Consider the following 12,653-nt stretch of genomic DNA (forward strand, 5'->3'; position numbering starts at 1 on the left):
CCTGCAATGGCGACCGGTCCCACACCCGAACGCGGGCCCCCGCGCTCCGGAATTGTCCTTGCGGGTACGGTCGTCCTCGACATCGTCCACATGATCGAGCATTGGCCGGACGAAGAGCAGATCGCCTTCATCCGCGAGACCATCGAAGCGCCCGGCGGCCCGCCGCACAATGCGGCCGCCGGTCTGGTGAAGCTGGGCGCGCCCTTTCCCGTCACGCTGCAATGTCTGCTGGGAGATGACGCCGCCGGCGAAACCTTCACCCGCATTGCCGGCAGCTATGGCCTCGACACCGCGCACATCATCCGCGTGCCGGACCAGACGACCGACGCCACCCATGTGATGACCTCGCGCGCCACGGGCAAGCGCACTTTCTTTTTCCGTCCCGGTGCAAACGCCACCATGACGGCGGAACAGCTTCTGCCCCCAGACGGCAGCGGAAAGATCTACTATCTCGGCTCGCCGGGGCTCTCCTCGTCCATGGATGCGAGCGACGGCTGGCGGCAAGCTCTGCGGGCGGCACGCGCGCGCCGATACAAGACCGCCATGGAACTCTGTCCCGTACCGCCGGACCTGCAGCGCGAACAGGTGCGCCCCTGCCTGCCGTTGCTCGACTATTTCATCGTGAATGACAGCGAGGCTGAAGCCGTATCCGGGATACCTGTCACCGTGGACGGGCGCTTCGACAGATCCTCGGCGGAACGCGCCTGCGCAATGCTTCTGAGCCTGGGCGTCAATGATCTCGCCTGCATCCATCACCCCCATGGCGCGGTGGCCATGCGGCATGGAGGCGAAACGCTCTTTGCCGCCGCCGTCAATGTGCCGAAATCCGACATTGTCGGAACGGTCGGCGCAGGAGATGCCTTCTACGCCGGCATGCTGTTCGGCCTGCACGAGGAGTGGCCGCTCTCGCAATGCCTCGCACTCGCCAACGCCAGCGCCGCAACATCCCTCCACTCCGCCACCACCTCCGCCTCAATCAGGCCGTGGAGAGACTGTTTGGCGTACGCGGCGGAAAAGGGATTGCGGGCACCTTAGACCTGGTCCCGTCCATTGCTCACCTGGATTACTGCAACAGGCCTTCACCCTGCAGATCCTTGATCCGCTTCGCCGTCATCTCCGCGAGGCAGGCGTTGACCAGCATGGGTTCCATGGAACCATTGTGCGCCTCGAATCCTTGTCGCGTGCATTCTGCATCCCGGTAGGCGATCCATGCTCGCTGTGAGGTCATGAGGGCGTCAAGATAGTCGGTTTTACCGTTGCCCTCGGCGGTATCGCTTTCAACCGCTTGTGCCTTGATACCGGGCCAGATGCGGTTCAGCTCCGCGTCGGCCTTCTCGTAGTCCATGCCCGCACAACGCGTCATCGTGGATTGGTCCTTCTGGTCGGAACAATCCGGCTCCGCATCCTGCGCGAGCGCGCGAAGGGGTGATGTGGCGAGAATGAGACAAGTGAGGATGGCGAGAGCGCGCGTCATGCCGCAACCATTGCATGACTCTCTGCCCCTGTGAAGTTTCGCCACACAACGTCTTGCGGAGCAGGTGGTTCCGTGACCCGGGAATATTTGAACTTCCGTGAACCATTCCGCCCACTGAGCATTTGATGGACATGCATGTGGCCGGGCGAATGGCCAGCCCTGCAATCTTGCAATCTCGAAAGGACCATACCCATGAAGCTCACATCACTCGTTGCACTTGCTGCCCTCGGCAGCGTTTATGCCATCGCACCCGTCGGCGCTCAGCAGAGCATGGAAGGTGTCGATCCCGCCTGTATCATGAAGGACGCCAACGGCGTCGATGCGGTTGACAAGACGAAGTGCCCCGACGGCAAGACCATGGGCACCGCCGGACAGAACACCACGGGTCAGAACACCACAGGCACTGATCCGAACGCATCCGGCACCGCCACCACGGCACAGCCTGACGCAAACGCCACGACGAACAATTCCATGGCAGCGGGCGGCCTGTTCGTGCCGCAGGAGAGCCTGAACAACGCCACGCTCATCACCGGCAGCGATTTCACCGGCAAGCGCATCTATTCCAAGGCCGGCGATGACATCGGAGAAGTGAACGACGTCATCTTCTCGGCTGACGGCAAGGTGATTGCCGCCGTGCTCGGCGTCGGTGGCTTCCTCGGCCTCGGTGAGAAGGACGTCCTCGTCTCCATGAACGCGATCCAGTTCGTGAAGGACGGCGACAACACCAAGCTCGTGGTCGACGCCACGAAGGACACCCTCACCTCGGCGCCGGGCTTCGACCGCACCAAGCGCACCTACCTCGTGAACTGATTTGACTGCACCAAAATGAAGAAGGCGCGGAGCTTGGCTCCGCGCCTTTGATTTTGAAAGGTGAGTGACGCCGGATCAGTCGCCGGTCTTCTCGTCGCCGCCTTCAGCGTCGCCCTGCTTCTTGGACAGGTCTTCACCCGTGGCCTGATCGACAACCTTCATGGACAGGCGGATCTTGCCGCGGTTGTCCATGCCGAGGAACTTGACCTTCACCAGCTGACCTTCGCTCACCACGTCGCCAACCTTGTTGACGCGCTGCGAAGCGAGTTCCGAGACGTGCACAAGGCCGTCACGGGCGCCGAAGAAATTCACGAAGGCACCGAATTCCATGATCTTCACGACCTTGCCTTCGTAGATCTCGCCCACCTCCGGTTCGGAGACGATGGACTTGATCCACTTGAGGGCAGCCGTGATGGCCGCACCCGAAGAGGATGCCACCTTCACCGTGCCATCGTCCTGGATGTCGATCTTGGCGCCGGTCTTCTCCACGATCTCGCGGATGACCTTGCCGCCGGTGCCGATCACTTCGCGGATCTTGTCGGTGGGGATCTTGATCTGCTCGATGCGCGGCGCATGTTCGCCAAGGCCGGCGCGGGCCGAGGCCAGTGCTTCCGACATCTTGCCGAGGATGTGCATGCGGCCTTCCTTGGCCTGGAACAGCGCCACCTTCATGATCTCTTCGGTGATGCCGGTGATCTTGATGTCCATCTGCAGCGAGGTCACGCCTTCCGATGTGCCTGCCACCTTGAAGTCCATGTCACCGAGGTGGTCTTCGTCACCCAGGATGTCCGAGAGGACGGCGAAGCGGTCGCCTTCCTTGATCAGGCCCATGGCGATGCCGGCGCAGGGTGCCTTCATCGGCACGCCCGCGTCCATGAGGGCAAGCGAGGAGCCGCACACCGTGGCCATGGAAGACGAACCGTTCGACTCGGTGATCTCGGAGACCACGCGGATCGTGTAGGGGAAGTCTTCCGGCTTCGGCAGCAGCGGGTTGATGGCGCGCCAGGCGAGCTTGCCGTGGCCGATTTCGCGGCGGCCCGTGGCACCCATGCGGCCCACTTCACCCACCGAGAAGGGAGGAAAGTTGTAGTGCAGCATGAACTTGCCCTTGGTGAGGCCGTCCAGCGTGTCGATGTACTGTTCGTCCTCACCGGTGCCGAGCGTGGTCACCACCAGCGCCTGCGTTTCACCGCGGGTGAACAGGGCGGAGCCGTGAGTGCGCGGCAGGACAGAGGTCTCGGCAACGATGTTGCGCACCGTCTTGGTGTCGCGGCCATCGATGCGCTTGCCCGTGTCGAGGATGTTGTTGCGCACGATGTCGGCTTCGAGCTGCTTGAAGTTCTCGCCGATCGCCTGCTCGCTCGGAGCAGAGGGATCGTCCTTCTTGACGAGCGCGGCCTTCACCTTGTCCTTGGCGGCGGCGACGGCGTCCTGGCGCTCTTCCTTCTTGGCGATGGCATAGGCCTTGCGCAGGTCGGCTTCCGCCTGGGCCTTCACGGCCGCGTAGACGGCGGCGTGATCCTTCGGCTGGAAGTTGCGCGGTTCGCGCGACGAGCGCTCGGCGAGGCGGATGATCGCCTCGATGATCGGCTGGAAGCCACGGTGGCCGAACATGACGGCGTCGAGCATGATGTCCTCGGAAAGCTCCTTGGCTTCCGATTCAACCATCAGCACGGCATCCTGCGTGCCGGCGACCACGAGGTCGAGCGACGAGAGCTTCTGCTGTTCGATGGTGGGATTGAGGACGAACGCGCCGTCGATGTAGCCGACGCGCGCCGCACCGACCGGACCCATGAAGGGAATGCCGGAGAGGGTGAGAGCCGCCGACGTGGCAACGAGTGCCGCGATGTCGGTGTCGTTCTCGAGGTCATAGGAGAGCACCGTGGCGATCACCTGGGTCTCCAGGCGGAAACCGTCGGGGAACAGCGGGCGGATCGGACGGTCGATGAGACGGGAGATCAGCGTTTCGCGCTCGGTCGGGCGACCTTCGCGCTTGAAGTAGCCGCCGGGGATCTTGCCCGCGGCGTAGGTCTTTTCCTGATAGTTGACAGTGAGCGGGAAAAAATCGATTCCCGGCTTTTCGTTGCGCGCCGCAACAGCGGTGGCAAGCACGGTGGTTTCACCGATGGTGACGAGTACGGCCCCGTCGGCCTGGCGGGCAACGCGGCCCGTTTCCATGCGGAGCGATTTGCCGCCCCATTCCAATTCTTCAACGTCGATGTTGAACATCGTCAGTCCTTTTCATGTGTCCTTCGCCGCCACTATCGCACCGATCATCTGGACGGCATCCCCTTTGGACATTGGCAGCCGGCCCTATTGCCGGTTCACCTGTCGGGGACATGGGCGGCTGTTCGGTGTCCGCCCACTCATCAAAACATTTGAAGCTCCATGGCCGGGCTTGACCCGGCCATCCAGCCTCGCCTCCACTCTGGTCCGGCGGGACGAGCCCGCCGATGGAGAGTATCGGAGGCGCAGTACTTACCTGCGGATTTCGAGCTTCTTGATGAGGGCCTGATAGCGGGCCTCATCCTTGCGCTTGAGGTAGTCAAGAAGGCTGCGGCGGTTGCTGACCATCCGGAGGAGGCCGCGGCGCGAGTGGTTGTCCTTCTTGTGGGTCTTGAAGTGGTCGGTGAGGTAGTTGATGCGTTCCGTCAGGATCGCGACCTGCACCTCGGGCGAACCCGTGTCGTTGGCCGTGGTGGCATTGTTCTTGATCAGAGCAGTCTTCTGCTCGGCAGTCATCGTCATCGTGCATCTCCAATGGAGGCTAGAGGTTGAACAAACGTTTGGGCTTCAGCGCCCCATTGGCGATGGAACACAGCCCGAGGGGCTTGCCATCATGGGTCACCAGAACCACCTCCGCCGCCGCGGAACCTTCGGTTCCGCGCAACAAAACCTGCTGGCCTTGTCTGAGGCGTTGCGCATCCGGATCCATCACGGCCAGTGCCGGGATGCCGTCCAGCACGGTCTCGATGGGGCGAAGGAAGGGCGCAAGGCTGTTTTCGCTGGCGGGCCTATGGACCATTTCGTCCAGCTTTTCCAGCGAAATCATGTCCTGCTCGCGGAATGGCCCCACCGCCAGCCGGCGCAGCATCACCACGTGGCCGAGCCAGCCCAGCGCCCGCCCCATGTCGCGGGCCAGCGAACGCACATAGGTGCCCTTGCCGCAGATGACCTCGAATGTGGTCTGGGAGGGCGAGGGCCAGTCGATGACCGTGAGGCTGTCGATCCGCACCGTCCGGGCTGCAAGTGTGACCGTCTCGCCTGCCCGTGCCAGATCGTAGGCGCGCTCCCCGTCCACCTTGATGGCGGAATAGGCGGGAGGCGTTTGCTGCACTGCACCAAGAAACCCAGGAAGAATGGCCGCCAAGTCATGCTGCATTGCAGCATAATCCATATTGCGCGGTAAGACGCTGTTTTCACTTTGTTTTATAAAATAGTTTGAAGTCGAAACGACCTGACCTTCCAGATCGTCCGTGCTGGTTTCGGCGCCCCACTGCACGGAAAAACGATAGGTCTTGACGCCATCCATGGCCCACTGGATCGTTTTGGTGGCTTCCCCGAACGCCAGCGGAAGCAATCCGGAGGCCAGAGGGTCGAGGGTGCCGCCGTGCCCGGCCTTGTCCGCATTCAGCAGCCAGCGCACCTTGCCGAGTGCTTGCGTCGACGAAAGCCCCAGGGGCTTGTCCAGCACGATCCAGCCATTGATTTGATTTCGTTGGCGTTTCGCCACTCAATCGTCTTTCTTCAGGTCCTGCGCCACATGGGCCGAATGCAGGATGTCATCGATCTTGCTGGCATAATCCAAGGCAGTATCGATCCGAAACCGGAGTTGAGGCATAAACTTCATGTCCAGCTTCGGCGCCAGGAGGCCGCGCATGTAGTTCTGGTTCCGTGTGCAGGCGTGGAGAACCTTCTTCTCCTGCCCTGCCACCAGCGGCCGCACAAAGGCGGTGGCAATCTTGAGGTCGGGCGACATCTGCACCTCGACGACGCTGAACTTCAGCCGCTCCAGTTCGGGATCGCCCGTCTCGCCGCGCATGAAAATGTCAGCGAGGCCATGGCGGATCAGTTCTCCGGCGCGGAGCATGCGTTGCGAGGGGGCAGAGGAATGGCTCATGGAACGTTCGCTTTCAGGTGTGGGGAGCACTTAGGACCATTGCGGCGCGGCTTCAACCCTGTACGGCAGCAAGCCCGATGAGCTTGTCTGCCGCCACCCGCCGGAACAGCGTGTCCATGAGAAAGGCCTTGTCCGCCGCCACGGCAAATCCCCGCTCCGGAATGTGCAGGACAAACAGCCTGTAGCGGATCAGCACCAGGCCGTCATGCTCCATCACTTCGTCGATGGCGTCATACTGGACGGTGTGGCTGATGGCCGGCGTGGCCCAGGCGATGCCGTGGGCAAGGCAGGTTACGGTCACATCTTCCGTGTCAGCCTCACGCGCCCGGACTTCCAGATAGCGCTGTTGCCGTTTCCAGAGCCGGAAATTGATCCACAGCGCCGCCACGATCCCGGCGGCAAAGGCGAACGCCCCTGTGGTCACCGGCCGTGTCCATTCCGCAGGCCAGTAGGGCGCACCAAGCGCCCACAGCGCTCCGATTGCCAGACCGAGTGCCAGCAGGCCGCGCTTGCCCCAGGCCGTGCCGATGGAAATGGCCGGTGGCGTAAACGCATTCGGCGCCCGCCGCACCTCGTCCGGTACCGTGTGAAACCGCGCCACGACACGGCCATCGGGCGGGAGTTTCGCGCGTTCCAGGTCAGTCATCATCCATTTCCCCCGTTCATCCTGATCCACCGCCAACCGGCCACCCCTCCCTCAAAGAAAAGGGGACGGCCCATGGGCCATCCCCTTGCAATGAATGGGATTGGCAACGGTTACGACAGCGTCCGCGCCACCTTCTCCACGCGGAAGCATTCGATGACGTCGTCCTTGCGCATGTCCTGGTAGTTCTCGAAGGCCATGCCACATTCCTGGCCGCCCACCACTTCCCTCACTTCGTCCTTGAAGCGCTTGAGCGTGGAGAGGGTGCCTTCGTGGATCACGACGTTGTCGCGGATCAGGCGCACCTTGGCGCCGCGTTCCACCTTGCCTTCGGTGACGAGGCAGCCAGCCACCTTGCCCACCTTGGTGATGTTGAACACCTCGAGGATGCGCGCGTTGCCAATGAAGGTTTCGCGCAGTTCCGGCGCCAGCTTGCCGCTCATCGCCGCCTTGATGTCGTCCACCAGGTCATAGATGATGTTGTAGTAGCGGATTTCGATGCCCTGCTGCTGGGCGGCATCACGCGCCTGCCCGTTGGCACGCACGTTGAAGCCCAGCACCACCGCACCCGATGCGGCAGCGAGCGAGATGTCGCTCTCGGAAATGCCGCCCACCGCGTAGTGCACCACACGGCTGCGGATTTCCTCGTTGCCGATCTTTTCCAGTGCCTGCACGATCGCTTCCGCCGAACCCTGCACGTCCGCCTTCACCAGGATCGGGAATTCCTTGCGGCCCGACTGGTTGATCTGGCTCATCATGGTTTCGAGCGAGGCACGTGCCGCACCGGCACCACGCTTGTCGCGGCGTTCGCGCTCACGGTAATCCGTGATCTCGCGGGCGCGCGCCTCATTGGGCACCACGTCGAAGCGGTCGCCCGCTTCCGGCGCGGAGTTGAGACCCAGCACTTCCACAGGCACGGACGGCCCCGCCGACTTCAACTGGTCGCCCTTTTCGTTGACGAGGGCGCGCACACGGCCCCACGCCGCACCGGCGACGAAGATGTCGCCATGCTTGAGCGTGCCACGCTGCACCAGAACCGTCGCCACCGGCCCACGGCCCTTGTCGAGCTGGGCTTCGATGACCAGACCCGAGGCCTCGCGGTCCGGATTGGCCTTGAGGTCGAGCACTTCGGCCTGCAGCAGGATCGTTTCCAGCAGCTTGTCGAGGTTGGTGCCCTTCAGCGCCGAAACTTCCACGTCGAGGATGTCGCCGCCCATGCTTTCCACCACGAGATCGTGCTGGAGGAGGTCGGTGCGCACCCGCGTCGGGTTGACGTTCGGCTTGTCGATCTTGTTGATGGCGACAATGATCGGAACACCCGCCGCCTTGGCGTGGTTGATCGATTCCACCGTCTGCGGCATCACGCCGTCATCGGCGGCAACCACCAGGATGGCGATGTCGGTGGCCTTGGCGCCACGCGCACGCATGGAGGTGAAGGCTTCGTGGCCGGGCGTGTCGATGAAGGTGATGACGCCCCGCGGCGTGTTCACCTGATAGGCACCGATGTGCTGGGTGATGCCACCGGCTTCGCCCGAGACCACGTTGGTCTTGCGGATCGCGTCGAGCAGCGAGGTCTTGCCGTGGTCGACGTGACCCATGATGGTGACGACCGGCGGACGCGGCTGCAGCGATTCCGGTGCATCGTTCTCGGCGTCGAGGCCTTCCACCACGTCGGAAGCGGACACACGCTTTACCTTGTGCCCCATTTCTTCAGCGATGATCTGGGCCGTGTCGGCATCGATCACGTCGTTGATGGTGTGCATCTGGCCCTGCTTCATCAGCAGCTTGATGATGTCCACGGCCCGTTCGGCCATGCGGTTCGACAATTCCTGGATGGTGATCGCTTCCGGAATGATGATTTCGCGCGTCATCTTTTCCGTCGGCATCTGGAAGCCGTGCGACTTGTTCTTCAGGCGCTCGGTGCGGCGGCGGAAGGCGGCGACGGAACGGCCGCGGCTCGTCTCGTCCTCGTCCATCGCGTTGGACACCGTCAGGCGTCCGCGCATTTCCTTCTTGGCAATGTCGGCCTTGGTGCGCGTCGGCACGGCGGCCGGCTTCACCACCTTGGCGGCGGCACTGATGGGGCGCATGGATGAGGGACGCGGACCGCCGGAAATGGGGCGGCGGCGGGCGCTGCTGTCTTCTTCCTCGTCACGGGCGGCGGGCGCCTTGGGCGACAGCTTCTTGGCGGCTTCCTCGGCCTTGCGGCGGCCCTGCTCTTCCACCTGGTGGCGGGCGTCGTCTTCGGCCTTGCGCTTGGCGGCAGCCTCGCGCTCCACGCGGTCGCGCTCGTCCTGGTCCTTGCGGCGGACGAGTTCTTCTTCCTGGCGCTTGCGCTCGTCGGCCTCGCGTACGCGGGCATCGACAAGGGCGCGCTCGCGGGCTTCACGTTCGTCGCTGGTGAGGGTGCGCAGAACCACGCCGGGACGCGACGGCTGCGGCGCCGCAGGGCGCTGTGTCGTCTGTTGCGTCTGCACCACGCGCGGCTGCTGCTGGAAGGCGGGCTTGGCATCGGCCGGTGCCGTTGCCGCCGGCTTGTCATCGCCGAAGCGCTTGCGCTTGGTCTCGACGACAACAGTCTTGGTGCGGCCATGAGAGAAGCTCTGCTTGACGCGCGACTGTTCCACCGCCGGGCGCTTGAGCGTCAGCGTGCCACCGGGCTTGGACCCACCCGTCTTGTCCTTGTTATCCGTTGTATCGTTCATCTCTCGTCTTCTGACCCAATCGCCTTGAATTCGTAATTCTCGTAACGCGCCAATCGCGTCACATGATATAAGAGCCGCTCGGCCAACCCGCCATCTGCCACGGCAGCGTGTACCACATTTGTGCGGCCAAAAGCCAAATCCAAATCATCGGGCGTCACGAAACCGCAGATTGCCGTTCGCGGCCCCGCAAGCCTGTCCAGTTTGGCAATGCCGTCGCTGCCTGCGCCCTTGGCGTGAAGCAGAAGACGTACCGGTCCCCGGCGCATGGCTTCATCGACCTTGAAGGTTCCCGCAAGGGCAGCGCCTGCCTTCCGCGCCAGCGACAGATGGGAGACGACCTGCCCCCGGAGCAAGACGCCAAGGCGGTCGGCAAGGTCGGGCGCCGCCTTGCTCTGGGCCTTGAAACCACGGGAAAACAGCCCCTTGGCGATTGCCTCCATCACGGTATCCCGTGCCAGCGTCACCCACACGCCCCGTCCCGGCAGCTTGCGGGCGAGGTCGGGCACGACATCGCCGTCGGGCGACCGCACGAAACGCACGAGCTCCGCCTCATCCCTGACCGCTCGGGTCACGATGCACATGCGCTCGGGCATGTCGTCCTCGGCTGGCAGGGGGTCTGCGCTCAGGCGTCGGCCTCCCCTTCGGCTTCAGCGTCGGCTTCCACGGCCGGGGCTTCGATCCAGCCCAGCGCCACGCGTGCCTGCAGGATGAGGGCTTCGGCTTCCGCCGCCGAAACACCATGATCCGTGAGATAGCCCTTGTGCTTGACGGTCTCGCCGTTCTTGCGCTCGTTCCAGCCGGTGAGTTCGTCCGTGGCGAGATCGGCGAAGTCCTCGAGGGACTTCACGCCCGCCTCGCCCAGCGATACCACCATGCGGGGGCTCAGGCCTTCGAAGCCGGCGAGATCGTCGGCGACACCGAGTTCCTTGCGCTTTTCTTCCATTTCAGTGGCTTCCCGCTCCAGGAACACCTTGGCGCGGTTCTGCAACTCTTCTGCCGTCGATTCATCGAGGCCTTCGATGGAGGCGATTTCGCGCGGTTCCACCAGCGCCAGTTCCTCGACCTCGGCAAAGCCTTCGGAGGCGAGCAGCTGGGCCAGCATTTCATCCACGTCGAGGGCATCCACGAAGAGCTTGGTGCGGGCGGCGAATTCCTTCTGGCGGCGCTCCGATTCCTCGGCTTCCGTCATGATGTCGATGTCCCAGCCCGTGAGCTGCGACGCCAGACGCACGTTCTGGCCGCGGCGGCCGATGGCGAGCGACAATTGCTCGTCCGGCACAACGACCTCGATGCGCTCGGCTTCCTCGTCGAGCACCACCTTGGAGACTTCCGCAGGCGCCAGCGCATTCACCACGAAGGTGGCCACATCCGGCGACCACTGGATGATGTCGATCTTTTCACCCTGCAATTCGTTGACGACAGCCTGCACGCGGCTGCCGCGCATGCCGACGCATGCACCCACCGGATCGATCGAGCCATCCTTCGAACGCACGCCGATCTTGGCGCGGCTGCCCGGATCACGGGCGACCGAGACGACATCAACGACGCCATCATAAATTTCCGGCACTTCCTGGCCGAACAGCTTGGCCATGAACTGCGGGTGCGTGCGCGACAGGAAAATCTGCGGACCGCGCTGTTCGCGGCGCACGTCATAGATATAGGCGCGGATGCGGTCGCCGGGGCGGAAGGTTTCGCGCGGCAGCGTTTCATCGCGGCGCACGATGCCTTCGCCACGGCCCAGGTCCACGATCACGTTGCCGTATTCGGCACGCTTCACCACGCCGTTGATGATGTCGCCGATGCGGTCCTTGAACTCGTCATAGACGCGGTCGCGTTCGGCATCGCGCACCTTCTGCACGATCACCTGCTTGGCCGACTGGGCGGCGATGCGGCCGAACTCGATGGGCGGAAGGGCTTCGGCGATGAAGTCGCCGACCTGTGCGGCCGGATTGCGCTTGGCTGCATCCACGAGCGAAATCTGCGTGGCGTCATTGTCCACCACCTCTGCCACCTGCAGCAGGCGGTTGAGGCGCGTCTCGCCGGTCCGCGGATCGATCTCGGCGCGAATGTCGTTCTCCAGCCCGTAGCGCTGCTTGGCGGCGCGCGTCATGGCGTCTTCCATGGCTTCCAGCACGATGCTCTTGTCGATCGACTTTTCGCGCGCCACGGCGTCCGCGATCTGCAGAAGCTCAAGCCTGTTGGCGCTGACAGCAGTGTTAGCCATTGTCGTTTCCTTCTTCGGTAACTTCGGCCCCGTCGTCATCTTCGGGGGGGTTGATCTCGCCGTCAAAATCGGAGGCATCCGATACGGCGTTGGGATTGTTCTTGAGGCGTGCCTTGGCCGCCTCGATCAGCTCGTCGGTGAGTGACAGCTTGGCCTCGCCGATGTCGGCAAAGGGCACGCCGATCAGCAGCGGCTCCTTGTTGCCGCCTTCCGGATTTTCGATGAAGAGGCGGACCTCGCCATCGTGGTAGCCTTCCAGTTCGCCCTTGAAGCGTTTGCGGCCGGCTTGCGGCACGGCCATTTCCAGCTTCACCTCATGTCCGGCCCAGTCCTCGAAGTCTTGCGCCCGTACCAGCGGACGGTCGATGCCGGGAGACGAGATTTCCAGATTGTAGCGTCCGCTCATGATGTCTGCGACATCGAGCGCTGGCGAGAAGGCGCGGCTGAACTGTTCGCAGTCGTCGATGGTGAAGGTGCCGTCCGGCCGTTCCGCCATGATCTGCACCGTGCCACCGATCAGCTTCACACGCACCAGCCGGAAACCCAGGCCTTCAAGCACAGGCTCCGCCAGCGCCGCGATGCGCGCCGCCGGGCCCGTCTCGCGGGCCAGTCGCTGGGATGGCAATGTCTCGGTCATCTTGTCCTTGGCTTCAGGCAATAAAAAAAGCGGGCCCCTC

12 protein-coding genes are annotated in these 12,653 nt (G+C 63.4%); 2 read left to right on the forward strand and 10 right to left on the reverse strand.

The window, feature by feature from the left end; genetic code table 11:
- Positions 1–6 precede the first annotated feature (6 nt).
- Positions 7–1,035: a carbohydrate kinase family protein gene (locus IPM06_04810; protein MBK8769732.1), complete on the forward strand. Its 1,029-nt coding sequence runs from the start codon at positions 7–9 to the stop codon at positions 1,033–1,035.
- Between the two features lie 28 nt (positions 1,036–1,063).
- On the opposite strand, the gene IPM06_04815 is transcribed toward IPM06_04810, so the two are convergent.
- Complete coding sequence (locus tag IPM06_04815) at positions 1,064–1,474, reverse strand: DUF1311 domain-containing protein (GenBank protein ID MBK8769733.1); 411 nt, start codon at positions 1,472–1,474, stop codon at positions 1,064–1,066.
- A gap of 192 nt (positions 1,475–1,666) precedes the next feature.
- Between IPM06_04815 and IPM06_04820 the strand changes: the two genes are divergently transcribed.
- Complete coding sequence (locus tag IPM06_04820) at positions 1,667–2,284, forward strand: PRC-barrel domain-containing protein (protein MBK8769734.1); 618 nt, start codon at positions 1,667–1,669, stop codon at positions 2,282–2,284.
- A 75-nt stretch (positions 2,285–2,359) separates the two neighbouring features.
- Here IPM06_04820 and pnp read toward each other — a convergent pair whose 3' ends face one another.
- The 9 genes from pnp to rimP form a co-directional block, all read right to left on the reverse strand.
- A complete protein-coding gene (gene pnp, locus IPM06_04825; protein MBK8769735.1) occupies positions 2,360–4,513 on the reverse strand; it encodes a polyribonucleotide nucleotidyltransferase in 2,154 nt (717 codons plus the stop codon).
- 249 nt (positions 4,514–4,762) lie between these two features.
- A complete protein-coding gene (gene rpsO / locus IPM06_04830) occupies positions 4,763–5,032 on the reverse strand; it encodes a 30S ribosomal protein S15 (protein ID MBK8769736.1) in 270 nt (89 codons plus the stop codon).
- Between the two features lie 19 nt (positions 5,033–5,051).
- Positions 5,052–6,017: a tRNA pseudouridine(55) synthase TruB gene (truB, locus tag IPM06_04835; protein MBK8769737.1), complete on the reverse strand. Its 966-nt coding sequence runs from the start codon at positions 6,015–6,017 to the stop codon at positions 5,052–5,054.
- Complete coding sequence (rbfA, locus tag IPM06_04840; protein ID MBK8769738.1) at positions 6,018–6,404, reverse strand: 30S ribosome-binding factor RbfA; 387 nt, start codon at positions 6,402–6,404, stop codon at positions 6,018–6,020. It lies immediately after the preceding gene.
- A 52-nt stretch (positions 6,405–6,456) separates the two neighbouring features.
- Entirely contained in the window at positions 6,457–7,053 is a 597-nt protein-coding gene (locus IPM06_04845; protein MBK8769739.1) for a hypothetical protein, read from the reverse strand.
- Between the two features lie 107 nt (positions 7,054–7,160).
- Positions 7,161–9,752 (reverse strand): translation initiation factor IF-2, encoded by a 2,592-nt coding sequence (gene infB, locus IPM06_04850; GenBank protein ID MBK8769740.1) that lies wholly within the window; start codon positions 9,750–9,752, stop codon positions 7,161–7,163.
- Positions 9,749–10,345 carry an RNA-binding protein gene (locus IPM06_04855; protein MBK8769741.1) on the reverse strand — a complete coding sequence of 199 codons (597 nt, stop codon included), beginning with the start codon at positions 10,343–10,345 and terminating at the stop codon, positions 9,749–9,751. The genes infB and IPM06_04855 overlap by 4 nt, the downstream gene beginning before the upstream one ends.
- Before the next feature lie 29 nt (positions 10,346–10,374).
- Positions 10,375–11,976, reverse strand: a complete 1,602-nt coding sequence (nusA, locus tag IPM06_04860; GenBank protein ID MBK8769742.1) for a transcription termination/antitermination protein NusA — start codon at positions 11,974–11,976, stop codon at positions 10,375–10,377.
- Positions 11,969–12,613: a ribosome maturation factor RimP gene (rimP, locus tag IPM06_04865; GenBank protein ID MBK8769743.1), complete on the reverse strand. Its 645-nt coding sequence runs from the start codon at positions 12,611–12,613 to the stop codon at positions 11,969–11,971. The genes nusA and rimP overlap by 8 nt, the downstream gene beginning before the upstream one ends.
- Positions 12,614–12,653 lie beyond the last annotated feature (40 nt).

It is taken from the genome of Hyphomicrobiales bacterium (assembly GCA_016710435.1).
Lineage (GTDB): Bacteria > Pseudomonadota > Alphaproteobacteria > Rhizobiales > Aestuariivirgaceae > Aestuariivirga.

What these genes read in the sequence shown, in the direction of transcription:
- IPM06_04810 (MBK8769732.1), top strand. Translation starts at nt 7, where the DNA reads ATGGCGACCGGTCCCACACCCGAACGCGGGCCCCCGCGCTCCGGAATT.
- IPM06_04815 (MBK8769733.1), bottom strand. Translation starts at nt 1,474, where the DNA reads ATGACGCGCGCTCTCGCCATCCTCACTTGTCTCATTCTCGCCACATCA.
- IPM06_04820 (MBK8769734.1), top strand. Translation starts at nt 1,667, where the DNA reads ATGAAGCTCACATCACTCGTTGCACTTGCTGCCCTCGGCAGCGTTTAT.
- pnp (MBK8769735.1), bottom strand. Translation starts at nt 4,513, where the DNA reads ATGTTCAACATCGACGTTGAAGAATTGGAATGGGGCGGCAAATCGCTC.
- rpsO (MBK8769736.1), bottom strand. Translation starts at nt 5,032, where the DNA reads ATGACGATGACTGCCGAGCAGAAGACTGCTCTGATCAAGAACAATGCC.
- rbfA (MBK8769738.1), bottom strand. Translation starts at nt 6,404, where the DNA reads ATGAGCCATTCCTCTGCCCCCTCGCAACGCATGCTCCGCGCCGGAGAA.
- IPM06_04845 (MBK8769739.1), bottom strand. Translation starts at nt 7,053, where the DNA reads ATGATGACTGACCTGGAACGCGCGAAACTCCCGCCCGATGGCCGTGTC.
- infB (MBK8769740.1), bottom strand. Translation starts at nt 9,752, where the DNA reads ATGAACGATACAACGGATAACAAGGACAAGACGGGTGGGTCCAAGCCC.
- IPM06_04855 (MBK8769741.1), bottom strand. Translation starts at nt 10,345, where the DNA reads ATGCCCGAGCGCATGTGCATCGTGACCCGAGCGGTCAGGGATGAGGCG.
- nusA (MBK8769742.1), bottom strand. Translation starts at nt 11,976, where the DNA reads ATGGCTAACACTGCTGTCAGCGCCAACAGGCTTGAGCTTCTGCAGATC.
- rimP (MBK8769743.1), bottom strand. Translation starts at nt 12,613, where the DNA reads ATGACCGAGACATTGCCATCCCAGCGACTGGCCCGCGAGACGGGCCCG.